We start from the raw sequence: 22,947 nt of genomic DNA on the forward strand, positions 1-22,947 counted from the left end.
TGCACGGCCAACAAGAGATAACAATGAGAACATATAAATCACAAAAGCTCAACGGCACTATGGCCGTTGAGCTTAATTAACTATTTTTAATCCTATAAACCGTAACGGTTATTTAGGACTAGACAATGTATGTCACTACTATGAAATTCAGCTTCAAATAAATTAATAAAATGCTTCAATAGTCTCTGCTTCACCTCTGCCATATCCACTTCCTTTTGGCCAAGTTCCACATTTAAGGAAGTAACGGCCTTACCTTTGATACCACAGGGAATCATCAGATCAAAATAGCCCAGATCGGCATTCACATTCAATGCAAAACCGTGCATGGTTACCCATCGACTTGCTCGTACCCCCATGGCACATATTTTTCGGGCAAACGGTGTGCCCACATCCAACCAAACACCTGTTTCTCCTTTAGATCGCTCCGCATTAAGACCGTAGTCCGCCAGGGTCAAAATAACCATCTCCTCTAAAAACCTCAGATATTTATGAATATCGGTAAAGAAATTATCGAGATCCAGGATAGGATAACCAACAATCTGTCCCGGGCCATGATAGGTTATATCCCCGCCACGGTTTATCTTGTAGAATTTTGCGCCTTTCTCGGTAAGTACGTTTTCATCCACCAACAGATTACCCATATCACCGCTTTTACCCAAAGTGTAAACATGCGGATGCTCTACAAACAAAAAATGATTGGGTGTTTCCAATTGGGAACCCTCCCTCCTATTCTTTATTTTTAAATCAATAATAGATTTGAACAATTGCTCTTGGTAATCCCAAGTATCCTTGTAATCTTTAAGTCCCAAATCTTCTAAGAGAATACTTTTGTTCATGCTGCAAAGATACAAACTCCACCCATAAACCAAACCTCAAAACCCTAGTTTGGATTGTTAAGGATAATCAGCGCGGCAATTACACCGGGTACCCATCCACAAAGAGTAAGCAGAAAAACTATTATAAAGGAACCGCACCCCTTGCCTATTACGGCCAAGGGCGGAAAAACAATGGCCAATATGACCCTAAAACAGCCCATTTTTTAGAATTTTAATTGATCCTGCCCCTAGGCGGAACAGGTATATTTAATTGATCCCGCCCCATTGCGGGACAAGTGTACTAATAAGACTAAAAAGCGGTCAGTTTGTTACAGGAAAATGGAAATAATTTGGATACGCTATTTTGAAAACAATCAATTCCAATTTTTGGATTGATAGATTAACGGAGAGTGCCTATATTTGCAGCCTTAATTTATAAGAATATGCAACTTTCGGAACAAGAAGTAATTAGAAGGGAAAAACTTGGCAAGTTAAGGGAAATGGGCATCGATCCCTACCCCGCCGCTCTATACCCAGTAGACAGCACTTCTAAAAAGGCCAAGGAGAATTATGAAGAAGGAAAAAAGGTTGTTCTTTCCGGAAGACTCATGTCCAGAAGAATCCAAGGTAAGGCTTCTTTTGCCGAACTACAGGACAGCGAAGGCCGTATACAGGTCTATTTTAACAGGGACGAAATTTGTACGGGAGAAGATAAAACCTTGTACAAGGATGTGTATAAGAAATTGTTGGACATTGGTGATATCATTGGCATTGAAGGGGAGCTTTTCACCACTCAAGTAGGGGAGAAAACCGTAATGGTAAAGAATTTTACCTTACTAAGTAAATCCTTGCGGCCATTACCATTGCCAAAGGTAGATGCAGAAGGTAAGGTTTTTGATGAATTCAACGACCCCGAATTACGCTATCGCCAACGATACGTGGATTTGGTAGTAAACCCGAGCGTTAAGAAAAATTTTATAAAGCGTACCAAAATTACCAATAGTATGCGTCAGTTTTTTAACGATGCTGGCTATTTGGAGGTTGAGACCCCTATTCTACAACCCATTCCCGGAGGTGCCGCAGCACGTCCGTTTATGACGCACCACAACGCATTGAACATTCCCTTATATTTAAGGGTAGCCAATGAGCTATACTTAAAAAGATTAATTGTTGGTGGCTTTGACGGGGTTTACGAATTTGCTAAGGATTTTAGAAACGAAGGTATGGATCGTACCCATAACCCTGAATTTACGGTCATGGAACTTTATGTGGCCTACAAGGATTACAATTGGATGATGGACATGACCGAAAAGCTTTTGGAAAAGGTGGCTATCGATTCCAACGGCACTTCCAAAGTAACCGTTGGTAAAAATGAAATAGAATTTAAGGCCCCTTACCCTAGAGTGCCTATTTTGGAAGCTATAAAAATCCATACCGGTTTTGATGTTGCTGGGATGAACGAGGTGGAACTTAGGGAAGTTGCCAAAAAATTAAATATTGAGGCCGATGATAGTATGGGAGTTGGCAAACTTATTGATGAAATTTTCGGTGAAAAATGCGAACATCACTACGTGCAGCCCACCTTTATCACAGATTACCCCAAGGAAATGAGTCCTTTGTGCAAGGAACACAGGGACAATCCAGCTTTAACGGAACGTTTTGAGTTAATGGTAAACGGTAAGGAATTGGCCAATGCCTATTCCGAGTTGAACGATCCCATTGACCAGCGTGAAAGGTTTGAGGACCAACTTCAACTTTCTGAAAAAGGGGACGACGAAGCCATGTTCATTGACCAAGATTTCCTAAGGGCACTTGAGTATGGAATGCCACCTACAAGTGGTATTGGTATTGGCATTGACCGCTTGGTTATGCTAATGACCAACAATGCTTCCATCCAGGAAGTTCTGTTCTTCCCTCAAATGAGACCGGAAAAGAAACAATTGGAGCTTAGCGAGGAAGAAAAAGAAATCCTTGCCCTATTAAAACCAGAAGGCAAGCTAGCATTGGATGAGCTTAAAACCAAAGCGGGACTAAGCGGAAAAAAATGGGATAAATCAATGAAGGCCCTTTCCAAGCACGAGTTGATTAAGGTTACGACTGAAGGCGACATTAAAGTGGTGCTTCTAAAGAAATAATTTCCAAGGAAACCAACAATAACTTCCAATATTTTTAAGCGATTCTATCCTGAGGGTAGAATCGCTTAAATTCTTGTACCCTATAACAATCATCTTCCGTTAGGATAATTTTGTGTTGACAATGCCTTTGCAATTTCATACTTTTATGAGGGTATTATTATGATATAAATTAAATTTAGGTCGAATAACTTGAGGTATTAATAGAAATTATCCAAAAATAATAGCTATTTGATAGCGAATGGGATTTATTTCCCATATAATTGCTGAAAATACCCCCGTTATATCACCCTAAATAAGTGCAATTTGCATGTTGGAAAGATTGGATTCTTTTAAAACGGAGTGAATATTGGGGGACTAATGAACACATTTCCGCCATGGTGGAAGCATAAAGTGTTAGCAGTCGACATAATTTATTAAGCAGTATTATTATAATTTTTAGAACAAACAACCGAACTACTTAGTGTTACCTTGCATCAAATAAGGATAAGTGGTACGGATTTGAAAACATTGATATAGAACTACATTTAAAAATACTACCGTGAAAAAGAAAGTATCATTTGGCCTATTATTTATCGGTATCATTATACTTGTTATTTCCGTTTGGAGCCTTCTTAAACCTTCGGATACTGTAGATTTTAGTGCCGATATAAAACCTATTCTTAACAAAAATTGTATTACCTGCCACGGCGGGGTTAAAAAAAGTGGAGGTTTCAGTCTATTATTTGAAGAGGAGGCTTTCGCCAATACCGAATCGGGAGTTCCCGCCATTATTCCGGGCAACGCGGCCAAAAGCCCTTTCATTCAGCGTTTAAAGGAAGATGACCCGGAATTGCGAATGCCCTATAAGAAGTCGAAACTTTCAAAAGAGGAAATAGAACTATTGACCAAGTGGGTGGACCAGGGCGCCAAATGGGGCAAGCATTGGGCCTATACCTTACCCGAAAAAGTGGAAATTCCGGAAGCCACACAATCAGCGGGTATTTCTTCTGGCGAATCGGAGGGGTTTATTCAAAATGATATTGACCACTTTATTTTAAGAACTATGGAAAATAACGACTTGGAACCAAGTCTCCCTGCAGAGCCCAATGTAATCGCAAGAAGGCTTGCCATGGATATTACCGGACTTCCACCGAACGATTCCTTATTCAGTGATTTTACTACAGGCAAAATTACCTATGAAAATATGGTAGACGAGTTGTTGTCCCGAGATGCATACGGTGAAAAATGGGCCAGTTGGTGGTTGGACCATGCCCGCTATGCGGACACCAAGGGCTATGAAAAAGATATGGGAAGGTCTATGTGGCAGTATCGCGATTGGGTCATAAAAGCCCTAAACAACGATATGCCATATGACCAATTTACCATTGAGCAATTGGCAGGCGACCTGTTGCCCAACCCATCTGCGGATCAACTTATCGCAACTGCCTTCCATAGAAACACCATGAACAACGATGAGGGAGGAACGGATGACGAGGAATTTAGGGTAGCTTCCCTAATTGACAGGGTGAACACTACCTTTGAAGTATGGCAGAGCACCACAATCGGATGCGTACAATGCCATAGCCATACCTATGACCCCTTTAAGAACAGGGAATACTACAATCTAATGGCATTTTTCAACAATACCAGAGATGAAGACACCTCAGAAGATGAACCTAATTTGAAATTTTATAACGAGGAGCAACAAAAGAAAGTCACTGAAATTTATGATTGGATCGCTAAAAATGAGAACAAGGAGGTAGCCGAAGCCTATAATAATTTCCTGCAATATTCAGAACCGGTATACCATGCCCATTCGGCAAAGAATTACACCAATGGCAATTTGGCGGACACAAAATGGCTGGCCTTAAGGGACAATGGCTCCTGCTACCTATCAGATGTTTATACTCAGGATGCCGATTATATGTACCTGAAATATTCCTCTGGAATAGATGGAACCAAAGTAACCATCAGAAAAGATAATGAAGATGGCGATATATTGGCCCAATTTACAACCAACAAAACGAACGGTAGGGAAATCCAAAAAATCCCTTTCAAAAAAAGTACCGAAAAATTAAACCTCTACATTGAGGCCAACAATGATAAAATTTCTCCTAGAAGTCCTACCAGTTATATTTCGTGGTTTGCATTTCTTCCAGAAATAAAGGCGGATAAAAATGCCGGCTATTCCCAAATGGATGACAGTTTTATGAAACTGCTGAACAGCAGCACCCCTACACTGCCCATAATCGTGGAAAATCCGGATTATCTAAAAAGGACCACACAGGTTTTTGAAAGAGGCAATTGGTTAATGAAAACAGATACCGTGGAACCTGCAACGCCCAAAAGCCTCAATGCCTGGAACGATGCATGGCCAAAAAATAGGCTGGGGCTGTCCAAGTGGATGGTGAGCAAAGAGAATCCCTTAACGGCACGTACCCTTGTAAATAGGGTCTGGCAGCAGATCTATGGCCGTGGCATAGTGGCCTCCTTGGAGGATATGGGATCACAGGCCGACCCGCCTTCCCACCCGGAATTATTGGACTGGCTGGCCCTAAGGTTTATGAACGAGCACAATTGGAGTATAAAGGCCTTGGTAAAAGACATTGTGATGTCTGGCACCTATAGGCAGAGTTCCAAGAATAACGCCAAATTGTACAATCTAGATCCGGAAAACCGACTCTATGCGCGAGGGCCTAGAATTCGCTTAGGTGCAGAACAAATTAGAGATCAGGCCTTGGCCGTTTCTGGACTGCTGAGCACAAAAATGTATGGCCCCAGTGTAATGCCGCCACAACCCGATGGCATATGGCAAACCGTATATAACGGTGGCAATTGGGTGGAAAGCCAAGGGGAGGACAAATATAGAAAAGCAATCTATACTTATTTAAAAAGAACCAGCCCCTACCCCTCCTTCCTGACTTTTGACGCTGGAAGTCGGGAAGTTTCCACGGTAAGACGAACGGTAACCAATACCCCATTACAGGCCTTGGTTACCCTTAACGATCCGGTTTATCTGGAAACCGCCTATCATTTGGCCAAATTTATGGGTGAGAGCAATAATGTGGACACCAGTATACGGGAAGGGTATAGGAAAGCTGTTTTGACCGACATCAGTGAAGAAAAACTGATCTTTTTAAAAGAATTGTACAATACTTCTGTTGCTGATTTCGAGGATAAACCTAAGAACATTAAGGAATTCATTCCTTTTGAAACCGATGCAAATGCCAATTTAGCCGCATTGACCGTAGTGGCCAATGCCATAATGAACTTGGATGAGTTTTTAACAAAATCGTAGTTATGAACAGTTTGGACCGATTAATAAAAGAAAAGTTACAGCGTGAGATACAGGCTAAGACCCGTCGGCATTTCATCAAGGATTGCGTTACCGGAATGGGCGGTTTGGCCCTGGGCTCTTTTTTTATGTCCTGTAACTCCTTTCTCGGCAACAACGAAAAAGCCAAGATTAAACTAACGGAAAGGGACATCAACCCATTGGCCTCCATGGCACCACCTCTACCGCCCAAGGTAAAATCGGTTATTTACCTGCACATGGCCGGTGCCCCCTCCCAATTGGAAATGTTCGATTACAAGCCTACCCTGCATAAACTGAACAATCAGCCATGCCCCCAATCCTTATTGGAAGGGAAAAAATTTGCGTTCATCAGGGGAGTTCCCAAACTTTTGGGGCCCCAGGCAGAATTTAAGCAACATGGGGAATCCGGGAATTGGGTCTCCAACTTCCTGCCCCACTTTTCCAAGGTGGTGGATGAAGTGGCCTTCCTAAAAGCGGTAAATACGGACCAATTCAATCATGGGCCGGCACAATTGTTAATGCACACCGGAAGCCCGAGGTTGGGCAGACCAAGTATAGGGTCTTGGGTTACCTATGGCTTGGGATCCGAAAATCAGAATTTGCCCGGTTTTGTGGTACTTACCTCGGGCGGCAAAACCCCGGATGCGGGAAAGAGTGTTTGGGGTAGTGGTTTCTTACCCTCGGTATACCAAGGGGTACAGTGCAGATCCAAAGGAGATCCTGTGCTTTATATAGACGACCCAAAAGGCATAACCCGGAATCTTAAGAAAAGTACCATTGATGCCATAAACAACATCAACAAAAAAGAATTCAACCAATATTCGGATCCCGAGATTTTGGCGAGGATCAATCAGTACGAGATGGCCTACCGCATGCAGACCGCGGTGCCAGAGGTCATGAACATCAATAATGAACCCGAGCATATCAAGGAAATGTACGGGGTGGAACCGGGCAAGGAATCCTTTGCCAACAATTGCCTTTTGGCCAGAAAGCTCATAGAGGACGGGGTACGCTATGTTCAATTGTTCGATTGGGGCTGGGACAGCCATGGAACAGCGCACGATACCGCGTTGAATCTTGGCTTCAGAAACAAGTGTACCCAAATAGACCGGCCCATTTCCGCCCTGCTCCTAGATCTAAAACAAAGGGGGCTATTGGAAGAGACCTTGGTAGTATGGGGGGGCGAATTTGGAAGGACCCCTATGCAGGAAAACAGGGAAGGACAAGAAAATGCATTTAAGGGTCGTGACCATCATGGGGATGCCTTTACCATGTGGATGGCCGGTGGCGGCATAAAAAAAGGTGCCAGCTGGGGCCTGACAGATGAAATAGGCTTCTCGGCATTGGAGGGCCAGGTCTCGGTACATGATGTACATGCCACCATGATGCACTTAATGGGCTTTGACCACGAACAGTTTACTTTTGATTTTCAAGGAAGGCCCTTCCGCCTTACAGATGTGGAGGGACATGTAATACACGAAATACTTGCCTAAAAAACAAACCTACCAAACCAACATAATGCTATTATCTATCATACTTTTTGAATCATTATTATTTTCCAATTGTCCGGAAGATTTACATAATAATCGCCCAGAATTGAAGAAACAGTAGATCCATGGAAGTTATCCAACAACTAATAGGGCGCTTGCACACCGTTGTAGTGCATTTGCCGATAGGATTCATCATTGCAGGACTTCTTCTGCAGTGGTACGATAGAAAGAACAATGAATGGTCCAAAATAATTGGTTTAATATTTCAATGGGGATTTATTTTTGCAACAGTAGCCTGTGTTAGCGGCTACCTGCTCTACAAAAGCGAAGGATATTCCTTTGACACGGTAAAATTTCATCTATGGCTGGGCATTGTTACCGCCCTGTTTTCTTTGTTGATGTATTTGCGATTGGTGGCACCTTTTAAAATCGACTTCAGAGAGCGATTGCCCTTGGTGCTTTTATCGTTCTCGTTGTTATTTCTAATATCATTTACCGGGCACCTTGGGGGCAATATCACCCATGGGTCCGATTACCTCATTGAACCGCTGCCAAGTAGCATAAAAACGGTATTGGGTATTGGGCCAGAAGTATACGAAATGCCTACCCTGGACGAAGATCATTGGGAAGAAGCGGTGCTCTATACGGATCTGGTGCAACCCATCCTCAACAATAGATGCGTAAGCTGCCACAATGCCAAAAAGGAAAAAGGGGAATTGCAATTGGAGGAGGAAAATGGGATATTGAAGGGCGGGGAAGACGGAGAAGTGATAGAGCCTAACGACCCAGAAAACAGTGCCCTCTACGCCAGAATGATATTGCCCTTGGAACATGAGGACCACATGCCCCCAAAAGACAAGACCCAGCCTTCCATTGAGGAAATAGAAATTATAAAAACCTGGATAGCCAATAAGAATTCATTTGACAAGAGCCTTGGTGAACTGGGCCTAAAAAAGGAATTGTTCTACTCGTTCTTCCCTAAGAAAAAAGACGATACCTACCCAGACGTAACGGTTGCCGAAGTTTCGGCGGATACCATTGCAGCCATTAAGAAAAATGGCTTCCATGTAGAAAAAATCAGCGAGGAAAGTAATTTCATCAAAGTGTCCTGTATCAACAAACCTTCTTTTGCGGATGGGGATTTTGACCTGCTTTCTTCGGTCAAAAATCAGATCGTATACCTTGACCTGGGTGAAACCCAAATTACAGATGCCATTTTTGAAAAAATAACCAGCCTGCCCAACCTCACCGTATTAAAAATGGACAATACCGGCATAACGGGCAAAAACATAATAGCCCTGGAAAAATTGGGATACCTCAAAAACCTGAACCTTATGGGGACCAAGTTTGAGGAACCATATATAGCCGATCTAAAAGGTTTTAAAAAATTGCAAAAAGTCTATCTCTTAAACACCCCTATCACGAAACCTGATCAAATTAACAGACCAAAAGAAGGGGAAGTGTTCTTCGATTATGGAGGTTATGAATTGCCCAAAATAGCCACCGATTCCATTATTTATTGATTGAATGCCTTACCGTTAATTAAAATTACTAACTGGTACTTACATTCTCCAATGCCAATTTTGCAGTAACCGAAGCAAACCAATTATATAGCTCCCAACATTAATTTGAATTGTATAATAGTAAAATAGTCGGTTCCAGTATATGGTTCCATTTATGGGGCTAATCTAAAGGAAACAATTCCGAAATGTGATACCGTCTTGGACAAAAAAGTATTACTAATCGTCATTATGTTGCTTGCAAATATGGTTATATGGCAGTATTATTACTACCTTAACATCAACCAAATTAACCATCTAATAGAATTTAACCACTTATAAACAATACTTGTTCGAATTTAGAAATATAGTGACCACAGAGACACTTAAAAAAAATAGCGTGAAAAAGAAAGTATCATATGGCATTTTACTTATAAGCATCTTCTTACTCGTCATTTTTGTTTGGAAAATGCTTCAACCATCCGATACGGTTGATTTTAGTGCGGATATAAAACCAATTTTGAACAAGAATTGTATTACCTGTCATGGTGGGGTTAAAAAAAGTGGAGGTTTCAGTCTATTATTTGAAGAGGAGGCTTTCGCCAATACCGAATCGGGAGTTCCCGCCATTATTCCGGGCAACGCGGCCAAAAGCCCTTTCATTCAGCGTTTAAAGGAAGATGACCCGGAATTGCGAATGCCCTATAAGAAGTCGAAACTTTCAAAAGAGGAAATAGAACTATTGACCAAGTGGGTGGACCAGGGCGCCAAATGGGGCAAGCATTGGGCCTATACCTTACCCGAAAAAGTGGAAATTCCGGAAGCCACACAATCAGCGGGTATTTCTTCTGGTGATTCGGAGGGGTTTATTCAAAATGATATTGACCACTTTATTTTAAGGACCTTGAAAAATAACGACTTAGAACCAAGTCTCCCTGCAGAGCCCAATGTAATCGCAAGAAGGCTTGCCATGGATATTACCGGACTTCCACCGAACGATTCCTTATTCAGTGATTTTACCGCTGGAAAAATTACCTACGAAAATATGGTGGACGAGCTTTTGTCCCAAGATGCCTATGGGGAAAAATGGGCCAGTTGGTGGCTGGACCAGGCCCGCTATGCGGATACCAAAGGCTATGAAAGTGATATGGGCAGGACTATGTGGCAATATCGCGATTGGGTAATAAAGGCCTTTAACAAAGATATGCCCTATGACCAATTTACCATTGAGCAGTTAGCGGGTGATCTTTTGCCCAACCCTTCGGCCGACCACCTTATCGCAACCGCTTTCCACAGAAACACCATGAATAACGGTGAGGGAGGAACAGATGATGAGGAATTTAGGGTAGCTGCAGTAGTAGATAGGGTGAACACCACCTTTGAGGTATGGCAGAGCACCACTATTGGTTGCGTTCAATGCCATAGCCACACCTACGACCCCTTTAAAAACAGGGAATATTACAACCTTATGGCATTTTTTAACAATTCTAGGGATGAAGACACTTCCGAGGATGAGCCCAATCTAAAATTTTATAACGAAGAGCAACAAAAGGAAGTCACCAAGATTTATGAATGGATCGCAAAAAATGAGAGTCAGGAAGTTGCCGAGAAATATAAAAACTTTCTCACTTACACCGAGCCAATATACCATTCACATTTAATAAAAAAATTCGAAAATGGCAATGTAGAAGGAAGACTTTCCTTAAGGGATAATGGTTTCTGCTTTTTAAATAATGTATATACCCAAGGTGCTGGATATATGTATTTAAAATATTCTTCCGGAATAGACGGGACCACTATGACGATAAAAAAAGACGATGCTGATGGCGAAATTTTATCCCAATTTGTCATCAATAAAACCTCTAGCACTATAGTAAGAAAGATACCATTTAAAAAAATTAACGAAAAACTAAACCTTTATATCGAAGCTGACAATAATAATATCTCGCCTAAATCTGCCCTGGGATATTTTACCTGGTTTGCATTTCTTCCGGATATACCAGAACATCCTTCAGCAGAATATATGGGCATCAAGGACTCAATATTGCAATTACTAAATACCAATACCCCTTCCCTACCTATAATGGTCGAAAACCCCGATTATAGAAATAGGACTACCCAAGTTTTTGAAAGAGGCAATTGGTTAATGAAAACAGATACCGTGGAACCTGCAACGCCCAAAAGCCTCAATGCATGGAACGATGCCTGGCCAAAAAATAGGCTGGGGCTGTCCAAGTGGATGGTGAGCAAAGAGAATCCCTTAACGGCACGTACCCTTGTAAATAGGGTCTGGCAGCAGATCTATGGCCGTGGCATAGTGGCCTCCCTGGAGGATATGGGGTCTCAATCCGATCCGCCTTCTCACCCGGAATTATTGGACTGGCTGGCCCTAAGGTTTATGAACGAGCACAATTGGAGCATAAAGGCTTTGGTAAAAGACATTGTGATGTCTGGCACCTATAGGCAGAGTTCCAAGAATAACGCCAAATTGTACAATCTAGATCCGGAAAACCGACTCTATGCGCGAGGGCCTAGAATTCGCTTAGGTGCAGAACAAATTAGAGATCAGGCCTTGGCCGTTTCTGGACTGCTGAGCACAAAAATGTATGGCCCCAGTGTAATGCCGCCACAACCCGATGGCATATGGCAAACCGTATATAACGGTGGCAATTGGGTGGAAAGCCAAGGGGAGGACAAATATAGAAAAGCAATCTATACTTATTTAAAAAGAACCAGCCCCTACCCCTCCTTCCTGACTTTTGACGCTGGAAGTCGGGAAGTTTCCACGGTAAGACGAACGGTAACCAATACCCCATTACAGGCCTTGGTTACCCTTAACGATCCGGTTTATCTGGAAACCGCCTATCATTTGGCCAAATTTATGGGCAAAAGCAATAATGTGGACACCAGTATACGGGAAGGGTATAGGAAAGCTGTCTTGGAAGACATCAGTGAGAGAAAACTAGCGGTTTTAAAAGAATTGTACAATACTTCTGTTGCTGATTTCGAGGATAAACCTAAGAACATTAAGGAATTCATTCCTTTTGAAACCGATACAAATGCCAATTTAGCCGCATTGACCGTAGTGGCCAATGCCATAATGAACTTGGATGAGTTTTTAACAAAATCGTAGTTATGAACAGTTTGGACCGATTAATAAAAGAAAAGATACAGCGTGAGCTGCAGGCTAAGACCCGAAGGCATTTCATCAAGGATTGCGTTACCGGAATGGGCGGTTTGGCCCTGGGCTCTTTTTTTATGTCCTGTAATTCCTTTCTCGGCAACAACGAAAAAGCCAAGATTGCCCTAACGGAAAGGGACATCAACCCATTGGCCTCCATGGCTCCTCCCTTTCCCGCGAAGGTAAAATCGGTTATTTACCTGCACATGGCCGGTGCCCCCTCCCAATTGGAAATGTTCGATTACAAGCCTACCCTGCATAAACTGAACAATCAGCCATGCCCCCAATCCTTATTGGAAGGGAAAAAATTTGCGTTCATCAGGGGAGTTCCCAAACTTTTGGGGCCCCAGGCAGAATTTAAGCAACATGGGGAATCCGGGAATTGGGTCTCCAACTTCCTGCCCCACTTTTCCAAGGTGGTGGATGAAGTGGCCTTCCTAAAAGCGGTAAATACGGACCAATTCAATCATGGGCCGGCACAATTGTTAATGCACACCGGAAGCCCGAGGTTGGGCAGACCAAGTATAGGGTCTTGGGTTACCTATGGCTTGGGATCCGAAAATCAGAATTTGCCCGGTTTTGTGGTACTTACCTCGGGCGGCAAAACCCCGGATGCGGGAAAGAGTGTTTGGGGAAGTGGTTTCTTACCCTCGGTATACCAAGGGGTACAGTGCAGATCTAAAGGTGATCCGGTGCTATATATTGAAGACCCCAAAGGCATAACCCGGAATCTTAAGAAAAGTACGATTGACGCTATAAACACCATCAATAAAGAGGAATTCAACGAATACTCGGATCCCGAGATTTTGGCGAGGATCAATCAGTACGAGATGGCCTACCGCATGCAGACCGCGGTGCCAGAGGTCATGAACATCAATAATGAACCCGAGCATATCAAGGAAATGTACGGGGTGGAACCGGGCAAGGAATCCTTTGCCAACAATTGCCTTTTGGCCAGAAAGCTCGTAGAGGACGGGGTACGCTTTGTACAATTGTTCGATTGGGGTTGGGATAGCCATGGTGACAGTCATGCAAATGCCGTTGATCTAGGGTTAAGAAACAAGTGTACCCAAATAGACCGGCCCATTTCCGCCCTGCTCCTAGATCTAAAACAAAGGGGGCTATTGGAAGAGACCTTGGTAGTATGGGGAAGCGAGTTCGGCCGTACTCCCATGCAGGAAAACAGGGAAGGACAGGAAATGGCATTTAAAGGGAGAGACCATCATGGGGATGCCTTTACCATGTGGATGGCAGGCGGCGGCATAAAAAAAGGTGCCAGCTGGGGGCTGACCGATGAAATAGGCTTCTCGGCATTGGAGGGCCAGGTCTCGGTACATGATGTACATGCCACCATGATGCACTTAATGGGCTTTGACCACGAACAGTTTACTTTTGATTTTCAAGGAAGACCCTTCCGCCTTACCGATGTAGAAGGACATGTAATACAGGAAATACTTGCCTAAGAAACCAACCAAACCAACACAATGCTATTATTTATCATACTTTTTGGATCTTTACTCTTTTCCCTTTGCCAATTAGCAATCCTATTTTTTCAAAAAGACTGGGGAAACCAATTCACTTGGGATAACTTTTTCAAACCGCCAAACACGCAAAGCTATGACGGTGTGGAATTAAGGATGTTTTCTGGTCCTACCATAAAGGAAGTCTTAAAAGAACGCCTAACATTGAATAAATAGTTAATTAATGGAAGTTATTCAACAACTAATAGGGCGCTTGCACCCCGTTGTAGTGCATTTGCCGATAGGGTTCATAATTGCAGGATTACTTTTGCAATGGTATGACAGAAAGAACAATGAATGGTCCAAAATAATTGGTATCATATTTAAATGGGGATTTATTTTCGCAACAGTAGCATGCGTGAGCGGCTTCCTGCTTTATCAAAGCGAAGGTTATTCCTTTGACACCATAAAATTTCATTTATGGATGGGCATTGTTACCGCCCTGTTTTCTTTGTTGATGTATCTGCGATTGGCTGAACCCTTAAGAATAGATTTTATAAAGCGATTGCCCATAGTGCTTTTATCGTTCTCTCTATTTTTTCTAATATCGTTTACCGGGCATCTTGGAGGGAATATCACCCATGGGTCCGATTACCTCATTGAGCCCCTACCTAACAACATAAAAACATTATTAGGTGTTGGTCCAGAAGTATACGAAATGCCTACTTTGGACGAAAATAATTGGGAAGAAGCCGTTCTCTATACAGATCTGGTCCAACCCATTCTGAACACTAGATGTGTCAGCTGCCATAATTCCAAAAAAGAAAAAGGCGAATTACAATTGCAGGAAGAAAATGGAATACTGAAGGGCGGGGAAGACGGAGAAGTGATAGAGGCTAACGACCCTGAAAACAGTGCCCTATATGCCAGATTAATTTTGCCTTTGGAACATGAAGACCACATGCCCCCAAAAGATAAGACACAGCCCTCTATAGAGGAAATAGAAATTATTAAGACATGGATAGCCAATAAGAATTCTTTTGATAAGACCATAGGGGAACTAGGCCTAAAAAAGGAATTGTTCTATGCGTTTTTTCCAAAGAAAAAAGATGATACCTATCCTGATGTAGAGGTTGCCGAAGTCCCAAAAGATACTATCTCTGCCATAAAGAAAAAAGGTTTCCATGTAGAACGGGTAAGTGAAAACAGTAATTTTATACGGGTGTCCTGTATCAATAAACCCACTTTTTCGGATAAGGATTTTAACTTTCTGTCCTCTGTAAAGAATCAGATCGTATACCTAGATCTTGGGGAAACCCAGATTACGGATGGCATTTTTGAAAAATTAAGTACTCTTCCCAACCTAACCATTCTAAAAATGGACAATACCGAAATAACGGGTGAAAATATTGAAAGCTTGGAAAAGCTTGAATACCTAAAAAACCTGAATCTTGTGGGGACAAATTTTGAGGAGGCCCACCTTGAACATTTAAAAAGGTTCAAAAAATTACAGATCGTATATTTGTACAACACCCCAATTTCGAAACCTGATCAAATCGACAGACCAAAACCTGGGGAATTGTATTTTGATTTTGGGGGTTATGAGTTGCCCCAAATAGCGGCCGATTCAATTATTTATTGATTTGGCAATCAATTTGTAGTTTTCACCGTTTAAACCCCTGATTACAACGAAATATTGAAACAACGGCAACAGTAGGACGTTAAGACTATTAGGATCCCAAATCTTAATAGTATGAAAAAAAATACTCGCTTATTTTAATGTTGATTTTTGTGGTTTCCTGTACCAAGGATGAAAAGGCCGATGGCATGGATCCCGAGCTTGAAACAAACTTAACCGCTTGTTTTTCTGTAAGCAAGGATACTTTAACCCTTGGAGAATCCTTACAATTGATCAATTGCTCAAAAGATGCTGTGATTTACTCCTATGATTTTGGCAATAATGAAACCAGTAATCAGGAAAGCCCCTCTATAACCTTTAAGGAAGGAGGAAATTTCACCATAACCCTGGTAACATATGACGACCAAAGACATAGTGAAACCTCTAGCCATACCGTTTTTGTAGAGACCCCTGTAGATTCCTATTATCACTTCCCTGACATTTCTCATGGATTAAATGGTCTACCTATAGGGATAGGCATAAACCCCCACAATGGTAATATTTACTATTTGGAGAAGTCTGAAGACCTGGTTGGCCTCACTTTACCTAAATTCTATTACAAAGAGTTAAATAATAATTTCATACCTACTACCAATTACATTGCAGATATGCAATTTAATTCTGGACATGGCTTTATAAATTTTCTGGGCAATGGAAATAAGAACATCCATTTTTCCCGAACCTTACCAGAATTATACGGATCTCAAGAAATTACCCTAAAGAGCACCTGGCTATTAATGTCCACTGTAAATTCTGCCACCAAATATCTTTACGGAACCTTGAAAGAAGATGTGAATTCTATATTTTATGGCACACAAAAGGATAACGGGATTTATAAGGCCGTAATTGAAAAAAGAAATGCCAATGGTGACGCCTTTGATGTTCAATTCAAAACTATAGGGTCTAATAATGCCATGCTGGCCGATATGATAAAGACTGAAAATGGCTATGTGGCATTTGGAGGAACGTTCGACAAGAATATTACAACACCACATATCACAAACTACAGTCCAACACTTATATTCTTTGACACTAATTTAGCCGTCACCAAAACAGTGGCATATGGCCATACCGTGTTGGGCACACATATCACTGAAGCCAACCATTTAAATGGGGCTTACCACATAATACAACTGTCCAATGGAAATTTAGCCACTTATGGCAATGGGGAACTAACCGTTTCAAAGCCCGATGGAGGGCTTATCACCTCCCATTATTTTAGTATCCATAATGACATCCAGGCCATGATTTCTTTGGGAGATACCTTTGTAATCTCAACCGGGGATGGTTATTTACGCAAATATGACCCCAACGGAACAGAGATTGGAAAGCTGAAGTACAATGGAAATTTTATACCGGATTTATTGGAAATAAATAATAATCTCTTCTTCGTTGCTGGATACCGAACCACGGATAAGATCGTCAATTTAGGAGATTTATCCGTTGTGAAAATTTTATATGGCGCTGTGGATAAAGACTTAAATTTGATATCCTTGGAGTCGATTTTTAATTAATTGGAATAGTAGTGACAAAACCTTAAGTGACTCTTTAATTTTGATTTTTATAACTGCGGGAAATAACCTAGTTTAGAAGACCATAAACCTCCCGTATGGATTTAAGCAAAAAATTGGGACTAATATTAGGTCCACTATTCTTTTTTATTCTTTTAAACTTACCCACTACCCTAGTTTCCGAAAAAGGTGATGCCGTAATAGCCGTAGCGGTTTGGATGGTGGTTTGGTGGATAACGGAAGCCGTTTCCATCTCAGTGGCTGCACTATTGCCTCTAATTCTATTCCCCTTACTTAAGATTATGCCGATCAGCGAGGTAGGTGCCAATTATGGTAGCCCAATCATTTTTCTGTTTTTTGGTGGTTTTGTTATGGCTCTTGCCTTGGAAAAAGTGAATTTACATAAACGTATTGCCCTAAACATTATAAAAATTACGGGAACAACGCCGAACAAAGTGATATTGGGATTTATGATTGCAACGGCGGCCTTGAGTATGTGGATCAGTAATACGGCCAGCACGGTTGTTATGCTTCCGATTGCCATGTCCGTTATTGGATTATTGGTGAATGATGCCGATGGTTTTACCAAAGATGATCGCAATTTTGCCCTAAACGTTATGTTGGGGATTGCTTTTTCTGCCAATGCTGGAGGTATAGCCACTGTTATCGGTACCCCACCCAATTCAATTTTAATTGGTTTGCTCGAAAACGAATACAACATTGAAATCTCCTTTCTTAAATGGATGGTTATTGGATTACCATTTTCAATTGTCATGGTAACCATTAGCTATCTGGTCCTTGTAAAATGGTTATTTCCCAATAAACAATTGAAATTTACGGGCTCCAAACAAATTATTCAGGAAGAATTAATAAAGTTGGGCCCTACCAGTGGGAAAGAGAAAATGGTACTCGTAATCTTCGGTATTACTGTTTTCCTATGGATTTTTAGAACGCTCATAAATGAAATATTTCCTCTTTTAGGATTATCGGATACCATCATTAGTATGGTGGCTGCTATTGCCCTGTTCGCGATTCCCTTTAATCTTAAAAAGGGTGATTTTATAATTGGTTGGAACGATACTGAAAAATTGGCCTGGGGAATCCTAATATTATTTGGTGGCGGACTGGCCTTGGCCGAAGGTATGTCTACCAGCGGCATTGTAGATATGGTGGCAAACACGATTTCCACCAGCGATATCAGTATATTTTTTACAGTAGCCCTGTTAATAACATTAATGCTCTTCATGACAGAATTGATGAGTAATGTTGCTTTGGTCGCAGTACTGGCTCCAGTGGTGGCAGGAATAGCCATAGGACTTGGAGTTCCTATACTTTATTTATTGATTCCCGTTACCATCGCCAGTAGCTGTGCCTTTATGCTGCCCATGGCCACCCCTCCCAATGCCATAGTTTTTGCAAGTGGTTATATAAAGGTATATCAAATGGCAAGGGTAGGAATAATTCTTAATCTAATCTCGGTAGTTCTGTTGATCCTGTTGTTCCAATTCGTAATTCCCCTACTCTTCTAATTTATTAATTGAATAAAGAATATACATGCTGGAAATGGTCTAACAAAAGTAGAGCCTTTGCTATCACAAAGGCTCTACACTTGCCTCATTCAAATAATCTATAAAAAGAAATTCTCTATCTAAATAGACTTTTAAAAAGTGAAAATGTTACAGATTATTTGGGAAAATTTATTCTTTCCCACTATATATTCAAAAATTACCCCCTTAAGATTCACAAAGGCATACAATTCCGTTAATAATATTGCAATTGGGCAATAATGCCAATCCACTTCCAAAATTTAAATATTTTTTAGTTCTTTGAAAGAATCCATGAATTCATCAAAAAAGAGTGAAATATGTTTAAAAGTTTACTCGCGAAAGCGTTATTTGCATTTTTATTATTAGGAAGCTTCCATACTGCAGAAGCTCAAATCTTTAAAAAGAAGGACAAAAAATCAGAAGAGACCGATTCTAAAGAAAAATCCAAAAAAGGAAAAATAGAATCCTATGAAAAAGTAATTACTAAAGAAGCAAAAACGGATAAAGGCCTTTTTGATGTCCATGTCGTAGACGACAATCACTATTACGAAATACCGGACTCCCTATTCAACAAGGAAATGCTAATGGTAAGCCGAATTTCCAAAACCGCTACCGGTATTGGATTTGGAGGGGGAAAAATAAACACCAAGGTCCTTAAATGGGAAAAGTTGCCAAAAAAGGTTTTACTAAGGGTAGTAAGCTACGATATTGTTGCCGCAGATTCGCTTCCAGTAAGTGAAGCCGTGGTAAATTCCAATTTTGAACCGGTCTTATATACATTTGATATCAAGGCATTTAAAAAAGATAGCTTAAAGCCCGCAACAGTTATCCAAGTCAACGATCTTTTTGAGAAAGATGTAAATGCTCTTGGAATGCCAGAATATTATAGGAAGGAATATAAGGTTTCACGTCTGGATGAATCAAGAAGTTACATAAACTCCCTTAAAAGTTACCCCCTAAATATAGAAGCAAGACATGTAAAGACCTATGTGGCCAGCAATGCTCCTTCCAATGAAAGTTTGGGGTCTATTTCCATTGAAATAAATAATTCCATGATATTACTGCCGGACGAACCTATGAAACGCCGGTATTTTGACAAGCGTGTTGGTTGGTTTGCCCGTGGCCAGGTAGATTATGGTCTGGATGCCCAGGAAAGTAAGACTGTGCGTTTTCTTGACCGTTGGCGACTGGAAGTGAAGGACGAGGATATTGAAAAATTTAAAAATGGAGAACTTGTAGAACCCAAAAAGCCTATTGTTTATTATGTGGATAGGGCTACACCAAAAAGTTGGGTTCCCTTTATAAAGCAAGGTATAGAGGATTGGCAGGTAGCCTTTGAGGCTGCAGGTTTTAAAAATGCCATTTTGGCCAAAGACCCTCCTTCTCCCGAGGAGGACCCGGAATGGTCACCTGAGGATGTGCGTTATTCCGTAGTTCGTTATTTGGCATCACCAATACCAAATGCCAACGGCCCTCATGTTAGCGACCCTAGAACCGGTGAAATATTGGAATCGGATATCAACTGGTACCACAACGTAATGTCTTTGTTAAGAAACTGGTTTTTTGTGCAAACGGCCGCCATCAATCCTGAGGCCAGGGGCGTTGCCTTTAAGGAAGAAGTAATGGGCCGCTTAATTAGATTTGTATCTTCGCATGAAGTTGGACACACCCTTGGCCTGCCCCACAATATGGGCAGCAGTGTGGCTTATCCAGTGGATTCGCTTCGCTCCGCTTCCTTCACCAAAAAATATGGCACGGCACCATCCATCATGGATTATGCCCGATTTAACTACATAGCCCAACCAGAAGACGACGGCGTTGCACTAATGCCAGATATTGGGATATACGACAAATACGCCATTAGCTGGGGTTACCGTCCCATATTGGACAAATCCGATAAAGAAGAAAAAGAAACCTTGGATAGTTGGATTTTAAAACATTCAGGAGATCCGCTATACCGTTTTGGACATCAGCAGGTAGGAGATGTAGTTGATCCAAGTTCCCAGACCGAAGATTTGGGAGACGATGCCATTAAGGCCAGTGCCTACGGTATTGAAAATTTAAAAAGAATTACCCCAAAGCTCCTAGAATGGACCGCGGAAAAAGGTAAGGAATACGATGATCTAAACACCCTTTACGGTCAGGTAATTTCTCAATTCAACCGCTATATGGGCCATGTAAGCAATAACATAGGCGGGGTATATGAGCTGTATAAAACCTATGACCAAGAAGGGGCCGTTTATACCCCGGTAGACAAAGAGCACCAAAAAAATTGCTTGCTTTTTGTCCAGGAGCAATTATTCCAAACTCCTGAATGGTTGATTGTCCCAGACATATTTAATAAAATTGAATATTCAGGTTCTGTGGAGCGCATAAGAAGCCTGCAGGTTAGAACCTTGGACAATATTTTGAGTTTAGGCAAACTGGCTAGATTAATTGAGAACGAAACTGCCAACGGCAAGGACGCCTATTCCATACTGGAAATGATGACCGATCTAAGAAAAGGCCTATGGTCCGAAACACGGAATGGGAATAAAATTGACACCTATAGAAGAAACCTTCAAAAAGCACATATTGAAAGATTGGCCTACTTGATGACCGCTGAAAGCGAAACTCAAAAGGAAAATTCAGGCGGATACCGAAAATCCACCCCAATTAACACAGGACAATCGGATATTAGATCAATTGCAAGAGCGGAATTGAATATCCTCAGAAAGGACCTAAAAAATGCCATTTCTAGAACAACCGATACAATGAGCAAATATCATTTACAGGATGCTGTGGAACGTATAAATTTAATATTGGATCCAAATAGTTAAATTGAACATTACTTAAAAGGCCATCTTAAATTATATAATGTTCATATTGAATGCATTGAACAGGGCTACTTATTTCAGGTAGCCTTTTTTCATGGCCCAAACTAAGATTTTTCCGTTGAATGGATGCCTTTCATCGATAAAACGCAAATTTTAACATAATTTATTTCTTGCTATTTAATATTTTTTCTACTTTGAGGCCTTGTTTAACACCCCCCTTATCTATGTCTTATAAAATTAAAAGCTTATTGTATTTTGTCACTTTTGTAGCATCGGCTGTTTTGTACTACGCAATGGAGCCAGAATTTGACAACAAAAATAATCGTAATTCTGCCGAAATCATTCAACTACAATCCAATAATTTGGATATAGACTCTAAAATAGCAAAACTGGACAAAATACTGGAATAAAACGATATTCACTTTTATATCAAAATTTCCACCACATTAAATTGGACTTTTACAACAATTTTAGGTGCGTTTCACAACATTGCCCAAATTCGAGGTCATAGATTATTTATCTTAGAGGTATAATTAAAACCCCAAATCTATGTCCTACAAAATAAAAAGTCTTTTATATTTTATATGTTTTTTAGTATCAGCACTGGTTTACAATAATCTATCCAATGATACCACAACAGAAAACGAAATAATCTCAACTGAAAAATCAAAAGTCAATATTGAAGCCTTGGCTGACAACTCAGGAAATCAATTCTTGAATATACAATAACAATCCAATAATTTGTTTTGAAAAAGGGCATAAACCTAGGTTTATGCCCTTTTTTATTGGTTAATTTCTCTAAGGGTACCGATTATTGTTTCCCATTTTCCTTTATTCTATTCTGTTAAAATTGCGCTAAATCCACAATTCTCCTTAAACTAATCTGTCATTGTATTGTCCTAAACACATAACAGTAAATAATAAATAAGATGAAATGAGCTGAGATGTTTAATGGCGAATTACATATGACCTTTTAATAACAAATAAATATAAACAGATGAAACAATTAATTGTATTAGTAGTATTAATGGCCGGTATAACCGCCATGGCACAAAAACCAGAGCGAGAAAGAGGTCATAGGGGCGATATGAAAGACATGACCCCGGAACAAATGGCCACTCTACAAACGAAGCAGATGACCTTGGCCCTGGACCTTACCGATGCCCAACAAAAGCAAATTCAAAGTTTAAACCTGGATAATGCCAAGAACCGTGCAGAGAAAATGAAAGAAATGAAAGCTAAAAGGGAAAGCGGCGAGGCTAAAAAATTAACTTCGGAAGAGCGTTATGCCATGAAAACGGCCATGTTGGACCGTCAAATTGCACAAAAGGAAAAGATGAATAAAATACTGAATAATGAACAGTATGAAAAATGGGAGAAAATGAAAATGGACAGAGAAGGCCATAGAAGAGGCAAAGGAATGAAAGGCCACCAAGAAAGAGCTAACGGCAAATAAATACCTCCCCCCTATAAATTTGGAAGGCTAAATGGACAAAGTGATGTCTATTTAGCCTTCTTAA

Annotated in this window: 14 protein-coding genes; 12 read left to right on the plus strand and 2 right to left on the minus strand. The window is 41.0% G+C overall.

Annotated elements, in window-relative coordinates; all coding sequences use genetic code 11:
* Positions 1 to 92 precede the first annotated feature (92 nt).
* Together lipB and H4O18_RS20370 are read right to left on the minus strand one after the other, a co-directional pair.
* Positions 93 to 836: a lipoyl(octanoyl) transferase LipB gene (gene lipB / locus H4O18_RS20365; protein ID WP_187588108.1), complete on the minus strand. Its 744-nt coding sequence runs from the start codon at positions 834 to 836 to the stop codon at positions 93 to 95.
* Positions 837 to 880: 44 nt separating this feature from the next.
* Positions 881 to 1,036, minus strand: a complete 156-nt coding sequence (locus tag H4O18_RS20370) for a YqaE/Pmp3 family membrane protein (RefSeq protein ID WP_187588110.1) — start codon at positions 1,034 to 1,036, stop codon at positions 881 to 883.
* Positions 1,037 to 1,258: 222 nt separating this feature from the next.
* On the opposite strand from H4O18_RS20370, the gene lysS reads away from it, so the two are divergent.
* The 12 genes from lysS (at position 1,259) to H4O18_RS20430 (ending at position 22,883) form a co-directional block, all read left to right on the plus strand.
* Positions 1,259 to 2,950, plus strand: a complete 1,692-nt coding sequence (lysS, locus tag H4O18_RS20375) for a lysine--tRNA ligase (protein ID WP_187588112.1) — start codon at positions 1,259 to 1,261, stop codon at positions 2,948 to 2,950.
* A gap of 538 nt (positions 2,951 to 3,488) precedes the next feature.
* Positions 3,489 to 6,227, plus strand: a complete 2,739-nt coding sequence (locus tag H4O18_RS22545) for a DUF1553 domain-containing protein (protein WP_187588114.1) — start codon at positions 3,489 to 3,491, stop codon at positions 6,225 to 6,227.
* Between the two features lie 2 nt (positions 6,228 to 6,229).
* Positions 6,230 to 7,738 carry a DUF1501 domain-containing protein gene (locus tag H4O18_RS20385; protein WP_187588116.1) on the plus strand — a complete coding sequence of 503 codons (1,509 nt, stop codon included), beginning with the start codon at positions 6,230 to 6,232 and terminating at the stop codon, positions 7,736 to 7,738.
* 122 nt (positions 7,739 to 7,860) lie between these two features.
* A complete protein-coding gene (locus H4O18_RS20390; protein ID WP_187588118.1) occupies positions 7,861 to 9,258 on the plus strand; it encodes a c-type cytochrome domain-containing protein in 1,398 nt (465 codons plus the stop codon).
* 376 nt (positions 9,259 to 9,634) lie between these two features.
* The gene (locus H4O18_RS20395) at positions 9,635 to 12,367 is read left to right on the plus strand and encodes a PSD1 and planctomycete cytochrome C domain-containing protein (RefSeq protein WP_343065481.1); all 2,733 of its coding nucleotides are present in this window, start codon (positions 9,635 to 9,637) and stop codon (positions 12,365 to 12,367) included.
* 2 nt (positions 12,368 to 12,369) lie between these two features.
* Complete coding sequence (locus tag H4O18_RS20400) at positions 12,370 to 13,878, plus strand: DUF1501 domain-containing protein (RefSeq protein ID WP_187588120.1); 1,509 nt, start codon at positions 12,370 to 12,372, stop codon at positions 13,876 to 13,878.
* 241 nt (positions 13,879 to 14,119) lie between these two features.
* Positions 14,120 to 15,517, plus strand: coding sequence for a c-type cytochrome domain-containing protein (locus H4O18_RS20405; RefSeq protein ID WP_187588122.1), 1,398 nt, complete (start codon positions 14,120 to 14,122; stop codon positions 15,515 to 15,517).
* A gap of 137 nt (positions 15,518 to 15,654) precedes the next feature.
* Complete coding sequence (locus tag H4O18_RS20410; RefSeq protein ID WP_187588124.1) at positions 15,655 to 17,067, plus strand: PKD domain-containing protein; 1,413 nt, start codon at positions 15,655 to 15,657, stop codon at positions 17,065 to 17,067.
* A gap of 95 nt (positions 17,068 to 17,162) precedes the next feature.
* Positions 17,163 to 18,593: an SLC13 family permease gene (locus H4O18_RS20415; protein ID WP_187588126.1), complete on the plus strand. Its 1,431-nt coding sequence runs from the start codon at positions 17,163 to 17,165 to the stop codon at positions 18,591 to 18,593.
* 335 nt (positions 18,594 to 18,928) lie between these two features.
* The gene (locus tag H4O18_RS20420; RefSeq protein WP_187588128.1) at positions 18,929 to 21,430 is read left to right on the plus strand and encodes a zinc-dependent metalloprotease; all 2,502 of its coding nucleotides are present in this window, start codon (positions 18,929 to 18,931) and stop codon (positions 21,428 to 21,430) included.
* A 221-nt stretch (positions 21,431 to 21,651) separates the two neighbouring features.
* The gene (locus H4O18_RS20425; RefSeq protein ID WP_187588130.1) at positions 21,652 to 21,837 is read left to right on the plus strand and encodes a hypothetical protein; all 186 of its coding nucleotides are present in this window, start codon (positions 21,652 to 21,654) and stop codon (positions 21,835 to 21,837) included.
* Between the two features lie 587 nt (positions 21,838 to 22,424).
* The gene (locus tag H4O18_RS20430; protein ID WP_187588132.1) at positions 22,425 to 22,883 is read left to right on the plus strand and encodes a hypothetical protein; all 459 of its coding nucleotides are present in this window, start codon (positions 22,425 to 22,427) and stop codon (positions 22,881 to 22,883) included.
* The last annotated feature ends 64 nt before the right edge of the window (positions 22,884 to 22,947 follow it).

The organism is Arenibacter arenosicollis, assembly GCF_014397245.1.
Lineage (GTDB): Bacteria > Bacteroidota > Bacteroidia > Flavobacteriales > Flavobacteriaceae > Arenibacter > Arenibacter arenosicollis.

Bases quoted from the DNA above. Each gene is read 5' to 3' on its own strand.
- lipB (WP_187588108.1), bottom strand. From the start codon at position 836: ATGAACAAAAGTATTCTCTTAGAAGATTTGGGACTTAAAGATTACAAG.
- H4O18_RS20370 (WP_187588110.1), bottom strand. From the start codon at position 1,036: ATGGGCTGTTTTAGGGTCATATTGGCCATTGTTTTTCCGCCCTTGGCC.
- lysS (WP_187588112.1), top strand. From the start codon at position 1,259: ATGCAACTTTCGGAACAAGAAGTAATTAGAAGGGAAAAACTTGGCAAG.
- H4O18_RS20385 (WP_187588116.1), top strand. From the start codon at position 6,230: ATGAACAGTTTGGACCGATTAATAAAAGAAAAGTTACAGCGTGAGATA.
- H4O18_RS20390 (WP_187588118.1), top strand. From the start codon at position 7,861: ATGGAAGTTATCCAACAACTAATAGGGCGCTTGCACACCGTTGTAGTG.
- H4O18_RS20400 (WP_187588120.1), top strand. From the start codon at position 12,370: ATGAACAGTTTGGACCGATTAATAAAAGAAAAGATACAGCGTGAGCTG.
- H4O18_RS20405 (WP_187588122.1), top strand. From the start codon at position 14,120: ATGGAAGTTATTCAACAACTAATAGGGCGCTTGCACCCCGTTGTAGTG.
- H4O18_RS20410 (WP_187588124.1), top strand. From the start codon at position 15,655: ATGTTGATTTTTGTGGTTTCCTGTACCAAGGATGAAAAGGCCGATGGC.
- H4O18_RS20415 (WP_187588126.1), top strand. From the start codon at position 17,163: ATGGATTTAAGCAAAAAATTGGGACTAATATTAGGTCCACTATTCTTT.
- H4O18_RS20420 (WP_187588128.1), top strand. From the start codon at position 18,929: ATGTTTAAAAGTTTACTCGCGAAAGCGTTATTTGCATTTTTATTATTA.
- H4O18_RS20425 (WP_187588130.1), top strand. From the start codon at position 21,652: ATGTCTTATAAAATTAAAAGCTTATTGTATTTTGTCACTTTTGTAGCA.
- H4O18_RS20430 (WP_187588132.1), top strand. From the start codon at position 22,425: ATGAAACAATTAATTGTATTAGTAGTATTAATGGCCGGTATAACCGCC.